This is a genomic window from Nonomuraea sp. MTCD27 (assembly GCF_041950495.1).
In the GTDB taxonomy this organism is placed as follows: domain Bacteria; phylum Actinomycetota; class Actinomycetes; order Streptosporangiales; family Streptosporangiaceae; genus Nonomuraea.
Map to the genome: position 1 here is coordinate 67,509 of NZ_JBGNUW010000033.1, position 23,560 is coordinate 91,068.

Annotated in this window: 14 protein-coding genes; 5 read left to right on the forward strand and 9 right to left on the reverse strand. The window is 69.0% G+C overall.

All coding sequences use genetic code 11. The features are described 5' to 3' along the window. Positions 1-3: 3 nt before the first annotated feature. On the reverse strand, positions 4-276 hold the full coding sequence (locus ACBJ59_RS56055) for a hypothetical protein (protein ID WP_375118164.1): 273 nt from the start codon (positions 274-276) through the stop codon (positions 4-6). A gap of 925 nt (positions 277-1,201) precedes the next feature. Between ACBJ59_RS56055 and ACBJ59_RS56060 the strand changes: the two genes are divergently transcribed. From ACBJ59_RS56060 to ACBJ59_RS56080, 5 genes are all read left to right on the forward strand, one after another. Then, positions 1,202-3,928 carry a beta-L-arabinofuranosidase domain-containing protein gene (locus ACBJ59_RS56060; protein ID WP_375118165.1) on the forward strand — a complete coding sequence of 909 codons (2,727 nt, stop codon included), beginning with the start codon at positions 1,202-1,204 and terminating at the stop codon, positions 3,926-3,928. Then, positions 3,925-5,946, forward strand: coding sequence for a family 43 glycosylhydrolase (locus tag ACBJ59_RS56065; protein WP_375118166.1), 2,022 nt, complete (start codon positions 3,925-3,927; stop codon positions 5,944-5,946). Before ACBJ59_RS56060 ends, ACBJ59_RS56065 begins: the two co-directional genes overlap by 4 nt. A gap of 34 nt (positions 5,947-5,980) precedes the next feature. After that, positions 5,981-7,432 carry a non-reducing end alpha-L-arabinofuranosidase family hydrolase gene (locus ACBJ59_RS56070; protein ID WP_375118167.1) on the forward strand — a complete coding sequence of 484 codons (1,452 nt, stop codon included), beginning with the start codon at positions 5,981-5,983 and terminating at the stop codon, positions 7,430-7,432. A gap of 194 nt (positions 7,433-7,626) precedes the next feature. Further along, the gene (locus ACBJ59_RS56075; RefSeq protein ID WP_375118168.1) at positions 7,627-8,229 is read left to right on the forward strand and encodes a TetR/AcrR family transcriptional regulator; all 603 of its coding nucleotides are present in this window, start codon (positions 7,627-7,629) and stop codon (positions 8,227-8,229) included. A 72-nt stretch (positions 8,230-8,301) separates the two neighbouring features. Then, entirely contained in the window at positions 8,302-8,988 is a 687-nt protein-coding gene (locus ACBJ59_RS56080; protein ID WP_375118169.1) for an SDR family NAD(P)-dependent oxidoreductase, read from the forward strand. A gap of 156 nt (positions 8,989-9,144) precedes the next feature. Here ACBJ59_RS56080 and ACBJ59_RS56085 read toward each other — a convergent pair whose 3' ends face one another. The 8 genes from ACBJ59_RS56085 to ACBJ59_RS56120 form a co-directional block, all read right to left on the reverse strand. Next, positions 9,145-12,627 (reverse strand): ThuA domain-containing protein, encoded by a 3,483-nt coding sequence (locus ACBJ59_RS56085; protein ID WP_375118170.1) that lies wholly within the window; start codon positions 12,625-12,627, stop codon positions 9,145-9,147. 409 nt (positions 12,628-13,036) lie between these two features. Then, entirely contained in the window at positions 13,037-13,870 is an 834-nt protein-coding gene (locus ACBJ59_RS56090) for a sugar phosphate isomerase/epimerase family protein (protein ID WP_375118171.1), read from the reverse strand. A gap of 38 nt (positions 13,871-13,908) precedes the next feature. After that, positions 13,909-15,117: a substrate-binding domain-containing protein gene (locus tag ACBJ59_RS56095; RefSeq protein WP_375118172.1), complete on the reverse strand. Its 1,209-nt coding sequence runs from the start codon at positions 15,115-15,117 to the stop codon at positions 13,909-13,911. Further along, positions 15,104-16,054 carry an ABC transporter permease gene (locus ACBJ59_RS56100; RefSeq protein WP_375118173.1) on the reverse strand — a complete coding sequence of 317 codons (951 nt, stop codon included), beginning with the start codon at positions 16,052-16,054 and terminating at the stop codon, positions 15,104-15,106. The genes ACBJ59_RS56095 and ACBJ59_RS56100 overlap by 14 nt, the downstream gene beginning before the upstream one ends. Next, positions 16,051-17,076, reverse strand: a complete 1,026-nt coding sequence (locus tag ACBJ59_RS56105) for an ABC transporter permease (RefSeq protein WP_375118174.1) — start codon at positions 17,074-17,076, stop codon at positions 16,051-16,053. The genes ACBJ59_RS56100 and ACBJ59_RS56105 overlap by 4 nt, the downstream gene beginning before the upstream one ends. Beyond that, entirely contained in the window at positions 17,077-18,507 is a 1,431-nt protein-coding gene (locus tag ACBJ59_RS56110) for a sugar ABC transporter ATP-binding protein (RefSeq protein WP_375118196.1), read from the reverse strand. It abuts the gene before it with no gap. Between the two features lie 370 nt (positions 18,508-18,877). Further along, positions 18,878-20,626, reverse strand: coding sequence for a ThuA domain-containing protein (locus tag ACBJ59_RS56115; protein ID WP_375118175.1), 1,749 nt, complete (start codon positions 20,624-20,626; stop codon positions 18,878-18,880). Positions 20,627-20,636: 10 nt separating this feature from the next. Next, positions 20,637-23,462, reverse strand: a complete 2,826-nt coding sequence (locus ACBJ59_RS56120) for a lectin (protein WP_375118176.1) — start codon at positions 23,460-23,462, stop codon at positions 20,637-20,639. Between the last annotated feature and the right edge of the window lie 98 nt (positions 23,463-23,560).

Consider the following 23,560-nt stretch of genomic DNA (forward strand, 5'->3'; position numbering starts at 1 on the left):
CCGTCAGCCGACCCGTACGAGTTGCCCTTGCTGGTTGGCGCCGTCCCAGTCGTCGTACTGGACGATGTCGGCGCCGTCGGCGGTGGAGGCGCCCTGCACCTCGGCTGCTTCGTACGAAGGTCTCGACCATGTGGGCGGGGGGTTCCACGGCGACGCGATGACGGTCGCGCCGGGTTCGACGGCCGGCGGCGTGGCCGCGAGGACCGGCAGGGCTCCCATGGTCGCCAGGACGGTTCTCCGGCTCAGCGATCTTCGGTCGACCGGGTCGTGCGTCACGTCTCCTCCTTGGGGTCGGTCGCCGGCACGCGCCGCTCCCGGCCCCCGGGCTCGGGCTGTCCTGCTTCCGTGATGGTTTCGGGGCAGCTGAAGGTGCCGTTGAGCGTCGCCTCGGCCTACCGGGGGCGAGCATGACAGCCGTGTGGTGGGAGTTCTTCGCCGTCCTGGCACCCGGGCATCACGGACGAGTGGGGACCACCTGGGAGCGCCGTTCGTTCGCGTTAACGTCTCTGCAGGAAGGTAAAGCCGTCCCTGTGGCTCGTCAACAGCGCCCGGGGAAGAAACTTAATTAAGATCAAGTACGCTGCCGATCACCCCGCTGAGCACCGGTAAGCCCGTCGGCGAGGGGCTGGTCGGCGCTCGGGGCCAGGCAGGAAGCGAACCGCCCCAGGTCGCGTGAGCACGGTTCGAGCCAGCAAGTTAACCCGCACTTGGTCGCAAATTACCCTGTTGCCAAGCCGCAACTTCTGTGAAACTTTCACATGCACGGGCGGTGCGGCGCGATCTCCCTGGGCGCGAAACTCCAGGCGGGAAGGCGTTCCGGCGGCAACGCCCGGTCGGCGAAGGGTGACCCTCGTTGACGCCGGGCCGGACCGTCGGATGTACTCCGCGACAACGCGCTCGACAAAGCAGGCCACACAGCTCCAGGCAGGAGGATGTTAGCGCTAACAGATCGCGTGGCCCATCTGTTCTAGTCAAGGAGCCCTGGATGTCCCCCCTCATCCCCGGTAACGGCACAGGACGCACCGTCCGCCGGCATGCCCTGGCCCCGGGTGATCTCACCTACGAATTGTTAGCGCTAACAAGCCGCCCGAGCGCGGCAGCCCCGCGCCGACAACCATGGGCGACCTCTCCGAGGGCCTGACCCGGTGAACACGTGACCGGCGGCGGCCGGTCACCACCCCCCACCCCCAAGGAGCACCGCATGTCCTTGAGCCGTCGTCAGCTCTTTCAGGCCGCGGGCGCGACCGCCGCGCTCTCGGTCGCCGGCCAGGTGGCCGGCACATCCCCCGCGCTGGCCGCACTCCCCTGGGCCAGACCCGACATCGGCGTCTCGGCCTACGAGTTCGACCTCGGCCAGGTGCGGCTGACCTCCGGTCGCCTGCTGGACAACCAGAACCGCACCCTCAGCTACCTGCGCTTCGTCGATGTCGACCGGCTCCTGTACGTCTTCCGGGCCAATCACCGGCTGTCCACCAACGGCGCGGCGGCCAACGGCGGCTGGGACGCGCCCAGCTTCCCGTTCCGGTCCCACATGCAGGGCCACTTCCTGACGGCGTGGGCGCATGCCTACGCCGTGCTCGGCGACACCACCTGCCGGGACAAGGCCGATCGCATGGTGGCCGAGCTGGCCCGATGCCAGGCGAACAACGGCGCCGCCGGGTTCACCAGCGGCTACCTGTCCGGTTTCCCCGAGTCGGACATCACGGCCGTGGAGAACCGCACCCTGACCAACGGCAACGTGCCGTACTACTGCATCCATAAGACCCTGGCCGGGCTGCTGGACGCCTGGCGGCTGATCGGCAACACCCAGGCCAGGACCGTGCTGCTGGCCCTGGCAGGGTGGGTGGACGCACGCACGTCGCGACTCAGCTCAAGCCAGATGCAGGCCATGCTCGGCACCGAGTTCGGCGGCATGAACGCCGTGCTGACGGACCTGTACCAGATGACCGGCGACTCCCGCTGGCTGACCACGGCCCGGCGGTTCGACCACGCGGCCGTGTTCGATCCGCTGGCCACGGGCCAGGACCGGCTCAACGGGCTGCACGCCAACACGCAGGTGCCCAAGTGGATCGGGGCGGCCCGCGAGTACAAGGCGACGGGCACGACCCGCTACCGCGACATCGCCGCCAACGCCTGGTCCATCACCGTCGGCGCGCACACGTACGTGAACGGCTCCAACAGCCAGGCCGAGCACTTCCGCGCCCCCAACGCGATCGCCGCCCACCTGACCAGGGACACCGGCGAGGCGTGCAACACCTACAACATGCTCAAGCTGACCAGGGAGCTGTGGCAGCTGTCGCCGGACCGGGCCGACTACTTCGACTACTACGAGAACGCCCTGCTCAACCACCTACTTGGGCAGCAGAACCCGGCGGACGCACACGGGCACGTCACCTACTTCACCCCGCTCAACCCCGGCGGACGGCGGGGTGTCGGCCCGGCCTGGGGCGGAGGCACCTGGAGCACGGACTACAACTCCTTCTGGTGCTGCCAGGGCACCGGGATCGAGACCAACACCAAGCTGATGGACTCGATCTACTTCCACAACGGCACCACCCTGTTCGTGAACCTGTTCGTGCCCTCCACGCTCGACTGGAGCCAGCGCGGCATCACGGTCACCCAGACGACCTCCTATCCGGTCGGCGACACCACGTCGTTGCAGGTCACCGGTAACGCGAGCGGATCGTGGACGATGCGCGTCCGCATCCCGGCCTGGACCCAGGGCGCGACGATCAGCGTCAACGGAGCCCAGCAGGACATCGCCACCACGCCGGGCACCTACGCCGACCTCACCCGGCCGTGGGCGCCGGGCGACACCGTGACCGTGCGGCTGCCCATGCGGGTGGTCATGAAGGCCGCCAACGACAACCCCGCCGTGCAAGCCGTCACCTACGGACCGGTCGTGCTGTCGGGCGACTACGGCAACACCAGCCTGTCGTCGGCCCCCGCCCTGACCCCTTCCTCGATCACCCGGACCAGCACGTCCTCCCTGACCTTCACGGCCACGGCCAACGGGGCGTCGGTGCGGCTGGCGCCGTTCCACGACGCTCACGACCACAACTACGTCGTCTACTGGAACACCGGCGGCCAGGGCGGTACCGGCGCGGCGAGCTTCCGGCTGATCAACGCGGCCAGCGGGCTGGCCCTCGGCATCCAGAACATGTCCACCGCCGACGGCGGCCTGGCCCTCCAGTGGACCGACAACGGCACCGCCGACCACGACTGGGTCCCGGTCGTCGACGGCAGTGCCCTGCGGTTCCGCAACGTGAACAGCGGCAAGGTGCTCGGTGTCGAGAACATGTCGACCGCCGACAACGCCCGGGTGCTCCAGTGGGGTGACACCGGCACCGCCGACCACCGCTGGACGATCACCGACGTCGGCGACGGCTCCGTCAAGATCCGCAACGTCCACAGCGCCAAGCTGCTCGGCATCCAGAACGGCTCGACGGCCAGCGGCGCCCAGGCGGTCCAGGACTCCGACAACGGCAGCCCCGACAACCAGTGGCGGTTCGTGCCGAACGGCGCGCGGCGTATCCAGAACGTGGGCACCGGGATGGTGCTCGGCGTCACCGGCATGTCCACGGCCGACGGGGCGCTCGTCGTCCAGTGGGGCGACACCGGCACCGCCGACCACCTGTGGACGGCGGTCGTGGACACCGGCGGCTACCTGCGGCTGCGCAACTCCCACAGCCAGAAGGTGCTGGGCGTGGAGAACATGGGCACCGCCTCCGGGTCGCGCGTCGTGCAGTGGGCCGACAACGGCACCGCCGACCACCGCTGGCGGCTGCGCTACGGGTCGGGCGCCGCCTTCCGCATCCAGTGCGCGAACGGCGGACGGGTCCTCGGCCTCGGCGGCACCGCGCAGGGCGCGCAGGTCGTGCTCGCCGACGACAACGGCGCGAACAACAATCTCTGGAGGTTCCTGTGAGACGCCTGCTCGCGGTTCTGTCGTCCCTGCTTCTTGTGGGCGTGCTCCTCACGCCCCAGGCGTCGGCCGCGACGGTCGACACCAACGCGTGGTACGTCCTGGTCAACCGCAACAGCGGCAAGGCCCTGGACGTCTACAACCTCGCCACCAACGACGGCGCCCGCATCACCCAGTGGACCCGCAACAACGGCAACCAGCAACAATGGCAGTTCGTCGACTCCGGCGGCGGCTACTACCGCATCAAGTCCCGCCACTCCGGCAAGGTCCTCGACGTCTACAACTTCTCCACCGCCAACGGCGGCGCGATCGTGCAATGGGCCGACGGCAACGGCACCAACCAGCAGTGGCGGCTGGCCGACAGCTCCGACGGCCACGTGAGGTTCATCTCGCGCCACAGCAACAAGGCCCTGGAAGTGCAGGGCGCCGCCACCGCCGACGGCGCCAACGTCGTCCAGTACGACGACTGGGGCGGCGCCAACCAGCAATGGCAGCTCGTCCAGGTCGGCACCGACCCGAACCCGGGGGGCACCTACACCAACCCGGTCGTCTGGCAGGACTTCGCCGACGGCGACATCATCCGGGTCGGTGACGCCTACTACTACTCGGCCTCCACGATGCACTACTCGCCGGGCGCGCCGATCCTGCGCTCCTACAACCTGGTCGACTGGGAGTACGCCGGCCATTCGGTCCCGAGGCTCGACTTCAACTCCGGCGCCTACGACCTCAACGGCGGCCGGGCGTACGTGAAGGGCATCTGGGCCTCCACCCTGAATTACCGGCCCAGCAACAGCACCTACTACTGGATCGGCTGCGTCGAGTTCAACCGCACCTACGTCTACACCGCCTCCGCCGTCGACGGCACCTGGACCAAACGCTCGCAGATCAACAACTGCTACTACGACGCCGGCCTGCTGATCGACAGCAACGACACCATGTACGTCGCCTACGGCAACGGCACCATCAGCGTCGCCCAGCTCTCGCCCGACGGGCTCAGCCAGGTGCGCGCCCAGCAGGTGTTCCAGACCCCGAGCAGCGTCGGCACCCTGGAAGGCGCCCGCTTCTACAAGCGCAACGGCTACTACTACATCTGGCTGACCCGCCCCGCCAACGGCCAGTACGTGCTCCGCTCGACCTCCCCGTGGGGCCCGTACGAGATGCGCCAGGTCCTGCTCGACATGCCCGGCCCCATCGCCGGCGGCGGCGTCCCGCACCAGGGCGGGCTCGTCCAGACCCAGAACGGCGACTGGTACTACATGTCGTTCGTCGACGCCTACCCCGGCGGCCGCGTCCCGGCCCTCGCACCGATCACCTGGACCGGCGACTGGCCGACCGTGCAGACCGTCAACGGCGCCTGGGGAACCACCTACCCCAAGCCGAACATCCAGACCAGCCGCACCGTCGCCCCCATGATCGGCCCCGACACCTTCACCTCCGCCGGCCTCGGTCACCGCTGGGAGTGGAACCACAACCCCGACACCACCCGCTTCTCCACCGGCAACGGCCTGCGCCTGCAGACCGCGACCGTCACCGGCGACCTCTACAACGCCCGCAACACCCTGACCCACCGCATCCAGGGCCCGTCCTCGACGGCGACGATCGAGCTCGACTACGCGCAGATGGCGAACGGCGACCGTGCCGGGCTGGCCATGCTGCGCGACCAGTCGGCCTGGATCGGCGTCAAACGCGACAACGGCGTCAACCGGGTCGTGATGACCAACGGCCTGACCATGAACAGCTCCTGGCAGACCACCGGCACCGGCACCGAGGCGGCGAGCGCGAACATCTCCGGCGGCCGCATCTGGTTGCGGGTCAACGCCGACATCCGGCCCGGTTCGGGCAGGCAGGCCCGCTTCTCGTACAGCACCGACGGCACCACCTTCATCAACCTCGGCCCGGCCTTCACGTTGAACAACGCCTGGCAGTTCTTCATGGGCTACCGCTTCGGGATCTTCAACTACGCCACCCAGTCCCTCGGCGGCGCGGTCACCGTAAGCCGCTTCGACCTCACCACCCCCTGACCCGACCCGTCGACAGATGAATCGGAGGAACCTCGTGAAGTCCAGATCCCTGGCCGTCCTCGCGACGGTCGCCACCTTACTGGCGAGCCTGTTCATCGCCCTTCAGACGCAGTCCGCCCACGCGGCCACCGTCGACACCAACGCCTGGTACGTCCTGGTCAACCGCAACAGCGGCAAGGCCCTGGACGTCTACAACCTCGCCACCAACGACGGCGCCCGCATCACCCAGTGGACCCGCAACAACGGCAACCAGCAGCAGTGGCAGTTCGTCGACTCCGGCGGCGGCTACTACCGCATCAAGTCCCGCCACTCCGGCAAGGTCCTGGACGTCTACAACTTCTCCACCGCCAACGGCGGCGCCATCGTGCAATGGGCCGACGGCAACGGCACCAACCAGCAGTGGCGGCTGGCCGACAGCTCCGACGGCCATGTGAGGTTCATCTCGCGCCACAGCAACAAGGCCCTGGAAGTGCAGGGCGCCGCCACCGCCGACGGCGCCAACATCGTCCAGTACGACGACTGGGGCGGCGCCAACCAGCAGTGGCAGCTCGTCCGGGTCGACGGCGGCAACCCCGGTCCGTGCGATCTTCCGTCGTCATACCGCTGGACCTCGACAGGCCCGCTGGCGACCCCGAAGTCGGGCTGGGTCTCGCTCAAGGACTTCACCGTCGCCCCCTACAACGGCCGGCACCTCGTCTACGCCACGACCCACGACACCGGCACGAGATGGGGCTCGATGAACTTCAGCCTCTTCACCAACTGGTCCGACATGGCCTCGGCCAGCCAGAACACCATGTCCTCCTCGACCGTCGCACCCACCCTCCTCTACTTCGCCCCGAAGAACATCTGGGTGCTCGCCTACCAGTGGGGCGGCACCGCCTTCTCCTACCGGACCTCCACCGACCCCACCAACCCGAACGGCTGGTCAGCACAGCAGGTGCTCTTCTCCGGAAGCATCTCCGGCTCCAGCACCGGCCCCATCGACCAGACCCTCATCGGCGACAGCACCAACATGTACCTGTTCTTCGCCGGCGACAACGGCAAGATCTACCGGGCGAGCATGCCCCTCGGCAACTTCCCGGGCAGCTTCGGCACCACCTCAACAGTGATCATGAGCGACACCACGAACAACCTCTTCGAAGCCGTCCAGGTCTACAAACTCCAGGGCCAGAACCGCTACCTCATGATCGTCGAAGCCATCGGCGCCCAAGGACGCTACTTCCGCTCCTTCACCGCCACCAGCCTCAACGGCACCTGGACCCCCCAGGCCGCCACCGAGAGCAACCCCTTCGCCGGCAAGGCCAACAGCGGCGCCACCTGGACCAACGACATCAGCCACGGCGAACTCATCCGCACCAGCGCCGACCAGACCATGACCATCGACCCCTGCAACCTGCAACTGCTCTACCAGGGCCGCAGCCCCAACTCCGGCGGCGACTACGGCCTGCTGCCCTACCGGCCAGGCGTGCTGACACTGCAGCGCTGACGGCGCGACACGGATCCGGCTCCGAAGAACCGGAATCGTCTCGGGGCGGCCCGGCGGTCCGGGCCGCCCCTCCATCAGTGACAGGAGCGGGCGGCGTACGGCGCGACCGGCGAGGGCCTTCTGCTCGCCCGCCGCAACCATCCCGAGGGGCTGGTTCTGGATTATCAAATACAAAACCTGGTAGCATCCCCCACATGGGCAGGCCACGATCCTTCGACGAGACCGCCGCGCTCGACGCGGCGGCGGCGGAGTTCCGGATACACGGCTTCGCCGACACCTCGACCGAGCAGCTCTGCGAGGCGGCGGGGGTGCGGCGCAGCAGCCTGTACAACGCCTTCATCTCGAAGGACGAACTGTTCGTGCGCGCACTGGAGCGGTACGTGGCCGGGTTCCGGGAGTGTCGGGCGCAGGTGCTCGCCGATGACCGGCTCAGCGGGGCCGAGCGGCTTCGCGGCCTGATGGAGGGCGTCGTCGAGGAGGAGCGCGCGGCACGCGAGCGGGGGCATGCGGCCGGATGCATGGTGGTGCACAGCATGATGACCCCTGACCTGCGCGAGCGGGACGAGCGCGTGGCCCGCATCCTCGGTCGCAACCTGCGCGAGCACCTGGACCTCCTTGAGGGGGCGATCCGGGCCGGGCGCCTCGACGGCAGCATCCGAGCGGATGCCGACCCGCACGAGGGGGCCCTGCTGGTGATGACGGTCATCTCCGGGTTGCGGGTGACCGCGCAGGCCGGGGTCGAGTCCGGGCTGCTGCGGCAGATCGCACTCGACGGCCTGCGCTCACTCCTCGGCTGAGAACGAGCACCCCGGTCACGCGGGCATCCGCTTGCCCCAATTTTGGATTCTGTAATACAGAAAGGCGATAACATGACCATCGCACTGATCACCGGGGCCAACAAGGGCATCGGCTTCGAGACGGCCAAGCAGCTTCTGGAGCTGGGCCACGTCGTCTACATCGGCGCGCGTGACGTCGAGCGGGGCGAGAAGGCCGCGGCAGAGCTTGGCGCACGATTCGTGCAGCTCGACGTGACCGACGACGCATCGGTGAGCCGCGCGCTGGCGACGATCGATTCGGCCGAGGGCCGGCTCGACGTGCTGGTGCACAACGCGGGCATCCTGGAGGACGGAGTCGTCGACGGGCCCACGGCTCTCCGGGTTTTCGACACCAACGCGGTGGGAATCGTGCGCGTCACGGAGGCGGCACTCCCCCTGCTGCGCAGATCACCGAACCCTAACGTGGTCACCGTTTCGAGCAGCGCCGGGTCATTCTGGGCGGTGAACAACCCCGAACGGCCGGAGTTCCACCTGACGGCCACGCTCTACTCCGCGTCCAAGGCGGCAGCCACCATGCTCACGGTCCAGTACGCCAAGTCCCAGCCGGGCATCAGGTTCAACGCGCTCGAGCCCGGCTTCACCGCCACCGACATGACCGCGGCCTTCGGAGGCGGAAGATCACCGGAGGAGAGCGCCAGAACTGTCGTGCGTCTGGCGACTCTCGACGCGGACGGACCGACCGGAACCTTCCAGGACGAAAACGGGGAGTTGCGCTGGTAGGCGCGCCGGGGCCGCCGTAGCCCGCACCCGCCTGGCACTCATCGAGCGCGTCGCCGCCCTGGACGTCGCACTCCGGACCGACGCCCTCGCGGCGAGGAGGCTGGAGCCGGCCGCAGGGAGGCGGGCCGGCTCCAGGGTTCGGGCGTCACACGGGGATCAGACGCGGGTCCACTTCTGGCTGTTCTGGCCGTTGCACGCCCAGATCTGCACCTTGGTGCCGTTGGCGGTGCCGGAGCCGGTGACGTTCAGGCACTTGTTCGCCCCGACGGCGGTGATGCTGCCGTCGGCGTTGAGGCGCCACTTCTGGTTGTTCTGGCCGTTGCAGTCCCAGATGATCACCGCGGTGCCGTCCGCCGTCCCGGCCCCGTTCACGTCCAGGCACTTGTTGCCGTACACCCGGAGCTCACCCGATTCGGTCGACGTCCACTGCTGGTTGGGCCCTCCGTTGCAGTCCCAGATCTGCACCTGCGTGCCGTTCGTCTGCGTGGCTCCGTTGAGGTCCAGGCACCGGTTGGAGGCCACACCCCGCAGCGCGCTCGTGCTGTCCGGCGGCGGGCCGTCACCCTGCCCGACGCCCCTGCCGTTGAAGGTGATGGAGTCCACGTCGAACGAGTTCGCGGTGGGCGCCTTGAACACGACGTGGACGTTGCGGGTGCCACCGGGGTCGGTGACCTGCGCCGCGGGCAGCGACACGTAGGTGTTCCATCCCCCGGTCGCCGGCACGGGGCTGGAGGCGAGGAGGGCCCCGGTCGGCGAGTCGGCGCGCAGTTCGATGGACGCCCCGGTGCTGGACGGCGCCGAGACACGGAAGGACACCGTGTCGATCCCGGACAGGTTGATCGGGCTGAAGGAGATCCAGTCGTTGTTGGAGATGTCGCCGATGCGCCTGCCGCCTTCGGCTCCGGACTCGTCGACGATGCGGATCCCGGACGAGCCGGTGAAGTGCTCGGCCTGCTTGTGCTTCGGCTGCAGGGTGAGGCCGGCGGAGCCCTTCAGGCCGCCCGTGTCGGTGTAGTCGGCGGACAGGACGTAGTAGACGTTGGAGGCCTCGTCATGGCCGGAGGCGGTGGTCGTGACCGTCCCGGAGCAACCGGTGTACTGGCCGGTGTCGTGGGCGTGCTGGTCATGGCCGAGCGCCGTGATCACGTTGACCTTGGTGCAGTCGACGGAGCCGTCCTCGGCGTCGGTGACGTTCACCGTGTAGGCCACCTGGTCGCCGAAGTCGATGAACCCGCCGTCGGGTGGAGCCGAGAAGGCCACCTTGGGACGGGTGTTGCCGACGACGATGGGCAACGTGACGCTTCCGGTCTTCCCGCCGGAGTCCCGTACGGTCAGCCTGGCCGTGTACGTGCCGTTGGTGTTGTAGGTGTGGGAGGGGTTGGCGCTGGTGGAGGTGCCGCCGTCGCCGAACTCCCACGCGTAGGTGATCGCGTCGCCGTCGGGGTCGGCCGAGCCGGCCGAGGAGAACGCCACCGCCAGCGGTGCCGTGCCCGAGTCGGGGTTGGCGCTCGCCTTGGCCAGGGGCGCGCGGTTCCCGGCCACGTAGTCGACACGGTAGATGCTGTCATCGGTGTTCGCGTGGCCGAAGCCGTTGCCCCAGTCGGCCATGTACAGGGCGCCGTCCGGGCCGAACTTCATGTCGATCGGCGCACGCGGGGCGAGCTGTGCCACGAAGGGGTTGATCTTCAGGAGGTTGCCCGAGGAGTCCAGGCGGAGCTCCTTGACGAAGTTGCGGCTCCATTCATATAAGAACGGCGTGCCCTCGAAATACGCGGGGAACTTCCGGTCGGAGCTGCTGGCCGGGTCGTAGCGGTAGAACGGGCCGCCCATCGGTGCGGCACCGCCACAGCAGTTGATCTCGGGGAACTCGGCCGAGGCGTGGTAGTTGTACCACACGGTCGCGGGCTTGGCCGCGGGCAGGCTGTTCAGGCCGGTGTTGTTGGGCGAGTCGTTGACCGGTGCCGAGCAGTTGAACTTCGCGCCGGAGGTGTTGGTGGCGAAGTTGAAGTCGTTGAACGGGATGTTGTTGCCCACGCAGTACGGCCAGCCGTAGAAGCCCGGCTGCTTGATCAGGTTCCACTCGACGGTGCCCTCGGGACCGCGGTTGGGGTTGGCGGCGCCCGCGTCGGGGCCGTAGTCGCCCACCGAGATCCAGCCCGTCACCTTGTCCACCGAGAAGCGGAACGGGTTGCGGAAACCCATCGCGTAGATCTCCGGCCGGGTCCTGGCGGTGCCGGGCGTGAACAGGTTGCCGGACGGGATCGTGTAGGTGCCGTCGGGCTCGGGGTGGATGCGCAGGATCTTGCCGCGCAGGTCGTTGGTGTTGGCCGAGGACCGCTGGGCGTCGAAATGCTCCCGGCCCGGCCGCTCGTCGATCGGGGCGTACCCGCTGGAGCCGTTGGGGTTGGTGTCGTCACCCGGGCCGATGTACAGGTTGCCGCCCGGCCCGAACGCGAGGTAGCCGCCGGTGTGGCCGGGCTCGTCGACGTTGCGGTACGCCGGAACCTCGATGATCTTCTTCTCGCTCGCCAGGTCGAGGCTGGTGCCGTTGAAGGTGAACCTCGACACCCGGTTCACCTCACCGCCGTTGGACGGCGAATAGTTGACGTAGATCCAGCCGTTGGTGGCGAAGTTCGGATCCAGCGCCAGCCCGATGCCGCCGTCCTCGCCGCCGTCGTACACCGACAGGGTGCCGATGACGCGCGTGCCCCCGCCATTGGCGGGGATCAGGTTCACCTTGCCGGAGCGCGAGATGTAGAAGACCCTGCCGTCGGCGGCCACGTCCAGTTCCATCGGCTGGTCGGGGGCGCCGTCGAGGGTCACCTTCTGGAACCGGGCCGCGACCGTGCCGCCGCAGTCACCCGGCGCCGCGCCCGCCGCCCACTGCACCGCACCCAGCAGGTGCTGTTTGAACTGCGGCTCGGAGTAGGAGGACGCCTGGTGACCCATCGCGGTGGCCCACACCCGGCCGCCCTCCGGGTTGTGGCACCAGGAGATCGGGTGGTCGGCGCCCATCTTGTTCGGCCCCGCGTCATAGGTGGTCTCGTCCGCGGTCACCAGGACGTGCACCGAGCCCCGCATGTTCTTGTCGAAGTTGTACCACTCCTCCGAGCGCACCCACCGATCCGGCAGGCCCTTCGTGGAGGGGTGCGCTTTGTCGGCCACCTTGGCGGTGCCCTGGAGGACCGCCGAATGCGCGGTCATGTGTGCGCCGGCCAGGACGACCTGGTCCCACCAGGGAAACTGCGTCTCGATGTTCATGTCGGTGGCGTTGTGGATGGCGACGACGCCGCGACCGCTGCGCACATAAGCCTGGAAGGCCTGACGCTGGGCGTCGTTGTCCCACACCATGCCGCTGGTCTGGAACATGATCACCGCGTCGTAGGTGTTCAGGGTCGCGCTCGTGAAGACGGCGGAGTTCTCGCTGTGGTCGACCTGGAAGTTGTTGTCGGTCGCCAGTTGCTGGAACATCGCGACGCCGGCGGGGATGGAGTCATGCCTGTAGGCGCCGCTCGCCGTCTCGGAGAACAGCAGCACCTTGAACTGCGGAGCGGCCGCGTGCGCCACCAGCGGCGCCGAGGACACCAACAGCCCTAACAAGGCCGCGGCCAGGGCGGAGAACAGGCGTGATCTTCGCATGAAGGATCTCCTGGGGGGTTACCGGCAACGGTCGGAGTTGACGGGTGGCGATGGGAAGGCATGCGTCGTCTCGGCTCGCCGGGCCGGTCTTGCGGCAAGAACGCCATGATCGGTGGATGGCGCGTGGCGCGGTGGGTGCCGGGGCCTGACCATGCAACTGATCGATTCGGAATGAAAATAAGCCTGCACAAGATGACTGTCAAGCACGCTTATCCGGCGAGCAGGGGGCCGTCTTCGCTTTCCTCCCGAGCGGGGGCCTCGCTGCCCATCTCGAAAATCTGCAGGTAGAAGCCATGTCGATGGCCTCCTGGCCGTTCCGCCGCTCCTGACGCGACAACCATCGGTTGTCGCGTCTCGAGCGCTCGAAGGGGGAATGAGTATGAAACTTTCAGGCCCGGGGAAGCGGGCGTCAGAGGGTGCGCAGGTAGGCCAGGCCGTCCACGGCCAGCGCGTTCTGGCTCTCCGCGAGGGGCCGCCAGATGGAGGCCGCGGTGGCGATGGTCCGGTTGTGCGCGGTGAACGACTCGATGACGAGCGGCCCTCGATAACCGGCGTCGCGCAGGGCCTGGGTGAAGCCGGGCCAGTCGAAGCGGTCGGCCCCCGGCGTGCCGCGATCGGTGCCGCACACCTGCACGTGCGCGATGCGATCCGCCGCGACCCGCACCGCCTGGGCAGGGTCCTTCTCCTCGATGTTCATGTGGTAGACGTCGAGTGCCAGGTGGCAGTCCTCGGGCAGCGCGTCGAGCGCCTGCTCGACGGTGTTGACGAGGCTGGTCTCGTACCGGTTGAGCGGCTCGACCGCGAGCTTCACCCCGCGCTCGGCCGCATGGTCCAGGACGGGCCGCAGATGCTCACGCAGCTCGGCGTAGACCCCCCGGCGCTCGTCCGGCGACAGCCGCCACGTACGGCCGACCGAGGCGTACGCCGGCCCCCCGATCACCGGGGAGCCGACGGTCACCGCCACGTCGACGCAGTGCCGCAGATAGTCCTGGGTGTCGCGGACGATCTCCGGGGAGGCGGCCACGAGCTCGCGCCCCGGCGGCATGACCAGCACCACGGACGCGGCCAGCCCGTGCTCGGCGAGCACCGCCGCGGCCTTGTCCGGGTTCCAGTCGCCGGGCTGCTCGACGGGCAGCTCGATGACGTCGAAGCCCCACCGGGCGATGCGGGGCGCGAGCCGCGCCAGGTCGTCGTCGGTCAGCGGGGAGACCCAGACCCAGGTGTTCACTCCGATGGAGAACATGGCGTCCCTCTTCGTCGTCGGTTCGCGGAAGGAGCCGATCAGCTCTTCTTCCCGCCCCAGGTCTCCGGGAACCCGGGCAGGTCCTCACAACCGCACAGCGCGTAGTGCAGCGGCGGCATGTTGGGCTTGAGGTAGGCCGACAGGTTCTCGCTGGTGACCTTCGGCTGCGGCAGGTTCCACATCTCGGGCACCTCCTCGCCCTTGAGGATCTTCAGCGCGGCGATGATCGGGGTGCGCCACTGGTAGGTCGGGTACGTGGGTGCGACGGCGGCGAGGTTCGCGTCCTTCCACTTCTGCAGGAAGTCCTGCTGGTCCTCGCCGTTGATCGGCGGCACCGGCAGGCCGGCGTCCTCGAACGCCTCGATCGCGGCCACCGCCGTGGCGCCGGCGTCCATCCAGACGCCGTCGATCTTGCCGTGCCGCTGGATGTAGTCGCTGACGATGCTCTTGGTCTTGGCGGCGTCGCCGTCGGTGAACTCCACCCCCACCACCTGGAGGCTGCTCTTGTCGAAGACCACCTTCGCGGCCGACCAGCGGGTCTCCAGCACGTCCACGCCGGGCAGGATGCGCAGCGCCAGCACCTTCCCGCCCGCCGGCACCTTCTCGACCAGGAACTCGGCGGCGTCGGCGCCGAAGGCGTAGCCGCCGATGGGCTTGATGAACGTCACCGGGCAGTCCGTCTCCACGCCCCGGTCGAACACGATGACGGGCACCTTCCCGCAGGCGGCCGTCACGGCGGGGGTGAGCGTCGCCGTGGTGTTCGGCGAGATGATCAGCGCGTCGCAGCCCTTGGCCTGCAGCTCGGCGATGTCGGAGATCTGCTTGTCGTCCTTGCCCTCGGCATCCAGCGCGGTGAACTTGTCGATCTCCTTGTGCAGGCCGACCTCGGCCTGCATCGTCTTCCACCCGACCTGGCGCCAGGGGTTGTTGACCGCCGCGTTGGAGAAGCACAGGTGGTACGGCCCGTCCTTCTTGTACTGTGCCGTGTCGATCATCTTCGGGGCGATGGCCTGCTCCCAGGGCTTGTCCGTGGGGCCCTGCGGTGCCTGGGAGCGCATGGACAGCTGGGCGTCGAAGTCCGCCTGCACGAAGAACTTCGACTGCGCGCCCGTGCCGGAACCCTGGGCGCTCTGGCCGGCGCTCGCCGCGGGCGTCGCGGGCTGGGCGGTGGCCGTCGGCTTGTCGGTGGTGCAGCCGGCGAGGACGAGCGCGGTGAACACGGCGACTGCGGCCTTATGACGCGGCATGTGCGTCTCCTCTTCGGGGGGTGGACTTCCAGGGAAGTCGGATGGCTCCCGCCGCGACCGCGGCGATGATGATGACGCCCTGCACGGTGAACTCCAGCGCCCCCGAGATTCCGTACAGGTTGAGCAGGGTGAACAGCGCCTCCAGCGTGACGGCCCCGGCCATGGCGGCCAGCACGGAGCCGCGGCCGCCGCCGAGCACCACGCCGCCGAGGACGACCGCGGTGATGGCGAAGAACTCCAGTCCCTGGCCCACCTGCGCCGAGACCCCGGCGAAACCGCCGAGCAGGATCCCCGCGACGGCGGCGGACAGACCGGAGAGCATGAAGGCGAAGATCTTGGCCCGGTCGACCCGGACCCCGGACAGTGCCGCGGCGCGCTCGTTGTCGCCGGTGGCGATGAGGGTCCTGCCGAAGTCCGCGCGCATGAGCCAGATCGCCGCCGCGCCCGCGGCCAGCAGGATCAGCACCGACCACGGCAGCGGCCCGAGGCCGCCGCGGCCGAAGACCCGGAAGCCCTCCGACAGCGCGCCACGCGGCGCGCCCCCGGTCCAGAGGAAGACCGCCCCGCTGAGGACGAGCAGCATGCCGAGCGTCACGATGAACGACGGCACCCGCAGCTTGGTGGTGACCACGCCGTTGACCAGCCCGACGAGCAGCCCGACGACGATCAGCAGGGCGAGGACCGGCCAGGTGGCGGACTCGTCGCCGTCGATGAGCCGCGCGGCGATCACCACTTCGGCCGTCACCAGGGAGCCGACCGACAGGTCGAACTCGCCGGAGACGATGACGAAATACTGTCCCGCGGCGAGGATCACCAGCGGCGCGGCCCGTTTGAGGAACGCCAGGAACCCGGCGGGCTCCAGGAAGTAGGGGTTGGCGATCGCGATCGCGGCCAGCAGCACCACGAGGACCGCGAGGATGGGAAGTGCCCGCTTCATGCCGACCGCCTTGTTCCGCGCCGGGCGTAGACGGCCACCGCGATGACGATGACCACGCCGCGGACCACGTCCTTGACGAAGGAGTTGACCTCGAGCTGGTTGAAGATGGTGTCCAGGACGGCCAGCAGCAGGACCCCGCCCACGGTTCCGGCGACCCCGCCCTTGCCTCCGGCCAGCGCGGTCCCGCCGAGCACGACCGCGGCGATGGACTCCAGGTCGTAGCCGCCGTCGGTGCCCACCGTGGGCGCCCCCGCCCCGAGCCTGCTGGCCAGCAGCAGACCCGCGATGCCGGCGCAGACCGAGCAGAGCACGTGAGTGAGCACGATGACCCGGCCCGTACGGATCCCGGACAGCCGGGCGACCTCCTCGTTGCCGCCCACCGCGTAGATCCGGTATCCCAGCCGGGTCCTGCTCAGCAGGAACCAGGCCACGACGGCCACGCCCGCCCAGAGCAGGGCTGAGACGGGGATCGGCCCGATGCGGGAGTAGCCGAGGAGCTGGAACGACTCGGGCACCTTGCCCGCCGGGCCGTCGTACAGGTGGTCGACGATGCCCTTGATGATCAGGGCGACGCCGAGCGTGGCGATGAAGGCGTGGACCTGGAGCCTGGTGATGACCAGCCCGTTGACCAGTCCCACCAGCGCGCTGATGGCCAGCACCGCGGCGATAGCCGGCCCGACGTTCCCGTCCTGGCCCGCCATGATCTCCGCCGCGACCAGCGAGGACAGGCTGATCAGGTACGCCACGGACAGGTCGAGCGAGCCGGCCAGGATCGCCAGCGTCTGCCCGATCGCCACGATGCCGAGGGCCGCGGAACGCTGCTGGATCCCGACGACGCTCTCCATGGTGAGGAACTGGCCGCCGTCGAGCGCGACGAGGACCCAGCCGACCGCGACCAGGCCGAGCAGCGCGAGGAACACCACCTGCGTGGGTTCGCGCAGGTGCGCCGCCAGGCCGCCACCCCGCCCGCTGTGCGCCCGGCCGCGGCGGGCGGGGCGGCGGGCGCGCGTGAGCAGGTTCATTCAGGCCACCTCTCCTGCGGCCAGGCGCATGATGGCCTCCTCGGAGGCCCCGGCCGGCAGCGTGCCCGCGACGCGGCCGTCGCGCAGCACGACGACGCGATCGCTCATGCCGATGAGCTCGGGCAGCTCGGAAGAGATCATCATGATGGCCACGCCGTCGTTCGCCAGTTCGCGCATCAGGTCGTGGATCGCGGCCTTGGCCCCGACGTCCACCCCCCGGGTCGGTTCGTCGAACAGCAGCACCCGCGGCGCCATCGTCATCCATTTGACGAGCACGACCTTCTGCTGATTGCCGCCGGACAGGTAGCGGACCTCCTGTTCCCGGCGCGCAGGCGAGAGGCGTACCCGTTCGAGCAGGTCGCGGACGCCGTCGCGGTTCCCGGCGCCCACCGCGCGGGCGACGAGCAGGACGTTGTCGCGCACGGACTGCCGCAGCGCGAGCCCTTCGGCCTTGCGGTCCTCGGTCACGAGCCCGATGCCCATGGCCACGCCTTCCCGGACCGTGCGCGGGCGCGACGGGATCATCTCGCCCGTGGTGAACGGCTCCGCGCCGAAGATCGCTTTGGCCAGCTCCGATCTGCCGGATCCCTGCAGCCCCGCGATGCCGACGATCTCCCCGGCGCGCAGGTCCAGATCGATGTCGCGGAGCTTGTGGTTGCCGGCCGCGCGCAGGCTGAGCCGTACCTCGCCGGCGCCCGCCGAGCGGGGCGGGAAGTAGGTGCCGAGGTCGCGGCCCACCATCAGGCGGATCAGCTCGTCGGAGGTCACCTCGCCGATCGGGAGCGTGGTGACGCGCGAGCCGTCCTTCAGTACGGTGACCCGGTCGGCGAGGTCGAACACCTCGCGTAATCGGTGGGAGATGTACACGACGGCGACGCCGCGTTCCCTCAGCCGCCCGATCAGCCGGTGGAGCAACTCGACCTCGTGCTCGGCGAGCGCCGCGCTGGGCTCGTCCATGACGACGAGCCGGGCGTCCATCGACAGCGCCTTGACGATCTCGACGATCTGCTGCTGGGCCACCGGCAGGCGTTTGACGACGTCGCGGGGGCCGAACGGATCCTCGCCCAGCTCGTCGAGGAGCCGCGCGGTCGCCTCCTCCATGGCGGCCCGGTCGACCAGGCCGCGCCTGACGGGCTCGCGCCCGAGGAACACGTTCTCGGCGACGGTGCGCTCGGGCAGCAGGTTGAACTCCTGGTAGATGATCGCGATGCCGGAGCGCTGCGCCTCGATCGGGTGGCCGAAGGAGACGGGCCGGCCGTCGATCTCGATCGTGCCCTCGTCCGGCGCGTGCACCCCGCAGATGATCTTCATGAGGGTGGATTTGCCGGCGCCGTTCTCGCCGACGACGGCGTGGACCTCGCCGGCCGTCACCTCCAGGTCTATCCCGGACAGCACCCGCACGCCCAGGAAGCTCTTGCCGATGCCGCGCATGCTCAGCACGTGGCCCGCCTTCCCGCCCGAGCGGACGTGAGCACGGCGCCGGAACGGTCGTGGAAGCGGGACACGAACGGCGCCGTCGCGAGCAGGCCCGCATCGAAAAGTTTCAGGCTTATGTGCCTCATGATGCGGGATGCTAGGCGGGCTTATATCGAGGGTCAAGCAAAAGTTCGAACCGGCACGACATAATGAGGGGGGATTGCGAAGGATGTCGGGCCGATCCACGATGTGGCATCGGGGCGATAGGACAGCGATCAGCCCGCTTATGCGTGACCGTCGACAGTACGGGCCCGTGGCCGTCCCTGCCGTCGCGGCACGGCTCCACTCCGGAGTGCTGACGCACTCCGGAGTGGGACGGATGGCGTCAGACGCGGGTCCAGCGCTGGTTGGCTCCGCCGGTGCAGGTCCAGATGCGCGCCCTGGTGCCGTTGGCGGTGCCGCTGACGTCCAGGCACTTGTTCGCCCCGACCGCGGTGATGCTGCCGTCGGCGTTGAGGCGCCACTTCTGGTTGTTCTGCCCGTTGCAGTCCCAGATGATCACCGCGGTGCCGTCCGCGGTCCCGGCGCCGTTCACGTCCAGGCACTTGCCGCCGTAGACCCGCAGCTCACCGGCGCTGGTGGTGGTCCACCGCTGGTTGGCCTGCCCGTTGCAGTCCCAGATCTGCGCCGCCGCGCCGTTGGCCTGCGAGGCGCCGCTGACGTCCAGGCACCGGTTCGATCCCACACCCCGCAGCGCGCTCGTACTGCCCGGTGTGCTGGTCAGTTCCTTGATGCGGATGTTGCGGAAGGACACCACGTCGCCGGGCCCGTGGTTCTGGATGCCGAGGTAGCCCTGCTGGAGCGAGCGGACCGGATCGGTGTTGGTGAAATCGTTGATCTTGCTGCCGTTCAGGAACACCTGCAGCCGCTCGCCCTCCACCAGCAGCTCGTAGGTGTTCCACTGCCCCGGCGGGTTCAGCGCCGCGTCGCGGGCGGCGATGTCGGCGGCCTTGAACCCGTAGATCGCCCCGGTCGTCCTGTCCGCGGTGTCGGTTGCGTCGATCTGCACCTCGTACCCGGTGTTGAGCGCCGCGTTGGGGTCGCTCGTGGCCGGGAACCCGACGATCACGCCGGAGTTGGAGTCGCCGGTCAGCTTCCAGTCGAGCTTGAGGGAGTACGAGCGGAACTCCTTGGAGTTGTACCACAACATCCCCATGCCGCCCTGGGAGGTCAGCGTGGCGTCGCTGTTGGCGAACGACCCCGGCCCCGCCTGCGACCAGCCCGTCGTCGAGCCGTTGTACAGCGTCGTGTACCCGGTCTCCGGACGGCAGTCGGCGTTGGTGGCCTTGGCCGCGTACCGGATCCCGCCGAGCAGCAGCGTGCGGAAGCCCGGATCGGCGTACGACTCCTGGGTGTGCCCCAGACCGGTGTAGAAGGCGCGGCCGGCGGACTGCGGGCGGCACCAGGTGATCGGGTGATCACCCATGCCGCCGCCGCTGTAGCTGCCCTCGTCCAGGCTCTGCAGCACCCGGACGTTCGGGCGGGGGTTGGAGCGGTAGTTGTACCACTCGTCGGTACGTGACCAGGTCGCCCCGAGGTGAGCGGTCGCGGCGTGCGCCCGGTCCTCGGTCCGTACGGTGGCCTGCTGGATCGCCGGGTGGTTGTTGAACCAGGCCCCCATCAGCTGGCCGTAGTACGCCCAGTTGTATTCGGTGTCCGCGGCCGAATGCACCCCTACGTAACCGCCCCCGCCGTCCACGTACGTCTGGAAGGCGGCCTGCTGGCTGTCGTTCAGCACGTCCCCGGTCGTGTTGAGGAACACCACCGCCTTGTACTGGGCCAGGTTGGCCGCGCTGAAGGCGGTGGAGTCCTCGGTCGCGTCGACGGCGAAGTCGTTGGCGGTGCCCAGCTCGCGGATGGCCTGGATCCCGGCGGGGATCGAGTCGTGCCGGAACCCGACCGTCTTGGAGAACACCAGCACCTTGAAGGCGGCGGCCTGGGCGGGGATGGCGGGGATCATCGTCGCGGCGGCGATGAACGCCACCACCGCCACTGACAGGCGGCGCAGCACGGATGTCTTTCGGTCGCTCCCCGCGGTGCGCCCGAGCGCGGCGGGGGTCAGATGTCGTGGCATGAGTGTCCCTTCAGACGCGGGTCCAGCGCTGGTTGGTTCCTCCGGTGCAGGTCCAGATGTTCAGCTTGGTGCCGTTGGCGGTGCCGGAGCCGGTGACGTCCAGGCACTTGTTCGCGCCGACCGCGGTGATGCTGCCGTCGGCGTTGAGGCGCCACTTCTGGTTGTTCTGGCCGTTGCAGTCCCAGATGATCACCGCGGTGCCGTCGGCCGTCCCCGCCGCGTTCACGTCCAGGCACTTGCCGCCGTAGACCCGCAGCTCACCGGCGCTGGTGGAGGTCCACTGCTGGTTGGGCTGCCCGTTGCAGTCCCAGATCTGCGCCAGCGCGCCGTTGGCCTGCGAGGCGCCGTTGACGTCCAGGCACCGCCCCGACCCCACACCCCGCAGGGCGCTCGTGCTCCCCGAGGGCGGGGTGCCGGTGTCGAAGGTGAAGGCGTCCACGTCGAACAGGTAGCCCTGTCCGGTCGGGCCGCGGAAGACCAGATAGAGCGTCGTCGTGCCGGCCGGCGCGCCGCTGACGTTCGCCGAGACGTCGGCGAAGGTGTCCCAGCCGCCGGTGCTCGTCACGTTCACCGTGCCCAGCAGTGTGCCCGTCGCCGAGCCCGCCCGCACCTCGATCCGGCCACCCGCCCCGGCCGAGGACACCCGAGCGGTGATCCTCGTCGCGTTACCCAGGTTGTACGGCTGGAAGGAGATCCAGTCGCCGTCGTCGGTGAAGCCGACCGTCCTGCCGCCCTCCGCGGTGGCGTGGTCAGCCGTCTGGATGCCCTGCTGGGCGCCGAAGTGCTCCGCCTGCCGGTGCCGGGGCTGGAGCGTACGGGCGCTGGTGGAGGTCAGACCGCCCTTGTCGGTGTAGGAGGCCTCGAAGACGCCGTAGATGTTGGCACCGGCGTCGTGCTCGCCGTCGACCGGCACCGCGATGGAGCCCGAGCAGCCGGTCGAGGAGGTGATCTTGTGACGGTGGCTGTCGTGGCCGAGGAAGTAGGCGACGGTTACCCCGGTGCAGTCGATCGTGCCGTCCTCCGGGTCGCTGACGGTGACCTGGAAGGGCACCGTGTCACCGAAGGAGAACAGTTGCCCGTCGGCAGGGGTGGTGAGGCTGACCGTCGGCGCGGTGTTGCCGACGGTCACGATCACGTTCGCCGTGCCGGTGAGACCCTGCGGGTCCCGGACCGTCAGCGTCGCCGTGTAGGTGCCGTTGGTGGTGTAGGTCTTGCTCGGGTTCGCCGCCGTGGAGGTGGTGCCGTCGCCGAAGCTCCACGAGTAGGTCAGCGCGCCGCCCTCCGGATCGGAGCTGCCCGCCGAGGAGAAGTTCACCGTCAGCGGAGCCGGTCCCGACGTCTTGTCGGCGGCCGCCTTGGCGATCGGGTTGCGGTTGGCGTTGCCGATGTGCTCGATGCGATACAGCGCCTGGTTGTTCGCCCCGGAGCCGTAGTCGAGGACGTAGAGGGCGCCGTCAGGACCGAAGGCCATGTCCATCACCTGTGTCCCCGACCAGGGGAACGCCGAGATCTCCCCGTAGGCGCCGTCCGGCTTGACCTCGATCGCCTTGATCCAGCGCCGGCCGTATTCACCGGCGAAATACCGCCCGTCGAGCACCTGGGGGAACTTGATGGCCGAATTCAGGTTGGGATCGTAACGGTAGACCGGGCCGCCCATCGGCGACTCCGATCCGGAGCCGAACTCCGGCGGGCTTCCGGCGTCCCCCGCGTACCTGATCCACGCCGGCTTCGCCGGGGGCAGCGTGGTCAGGCCGGTGTTACGGAAGGAGTTGTTGGTCGGGCCGCCCACGCAGTCGTACTTCGGGCCGGTGCTGTTGGTGGCGAAGTTCCATTCGTTGTAGGTCTCGCCGGTGGTGTTCGTACCCGTGCAGTACGGCCAGCCGTAGTTGCCCGGACCGGTGATGCGATCGAACTCCACCTGCCCGCTCGGCCCGCGGTTGGAGTTGGTCACACCCGCGTCCGGCCCGTAGTCGCCGAGGTAGACGATGCCGGTCGCCTTGTCCACGCTCATCCGGAACGGGTTGCGGAAGCCCATGGCGTAGATCTCCGGCCGGGTCCTCGCCGTCCCCGGCGCGAACATGTTGCCGCTGGGGATCGTGTAGGTGCCGTCGGGCTGCGGTCTGATGCGCAGGAGCTTGCCGCGCAGGTCGTTGGTGTTGGCGGACGAGCGCTGGGCGTCGAACTGCGGGTTGCGGTTGGTCCGCTCGTCCAGCGGGGAGTAGCCGCTCGACTCGAACGGGTTGGTGTCGTCGCCGGTCGTCAGATACAGGTTGCCGGCGGCGTCGAAGTCGATGTCCCCGCCCACGTGACAGCACTGGCCGCGGTCGTTCTGGACCCGCAGGACCACCTTCTCGCTGGCCATGTCGAGGGTGTCGTCCGTCTTCAGGGTGAATCGGGACAGGTACAGCTCGCCCTTCCACTGGTCGAACTGGGCCTGCGTGCCGGTGCTGGGCGCGTCACCGCTCGGCGTGCTCAACCGCGGGGAGTAGTAGAGCCACAGGTACCGGTTCGACGCGAAGCCGGGGTCGACCGCCACACCCTGGAGGCCCTCCTCGTCGTGGGTGTAGACGTTGAGCCTGCCGGCCACCTTCGTGTTGCCGTTGGCGTCGGTGACGCGCACCGTGCCGTCGCGCGCCGTGTGCACCACCGACCGGTTCGGCATCACGGCCAGCGACATCGCCTCGCCCAGCTCCGCTCCGCCGGACGCGAGAGACACCTGCTGGTAGTCGGCCGGCGGGATGACGAGGGCGTTCGCCGGGGAGGCGTCGAGCGCGAGCGCTCCGGGAATGATCAGCGCCATCGTGGTCAGCAAGGTGAGCCACGGACGTCGGGACATGAGTGTTCCCTCCTGACACAGGAAAATCGGTCAGGGCAAGGCGCGCCACCGCGCGCCTGCCGGGGTTCCGCTTCGTGCCCAGAGGAGTGCCGCCTCTG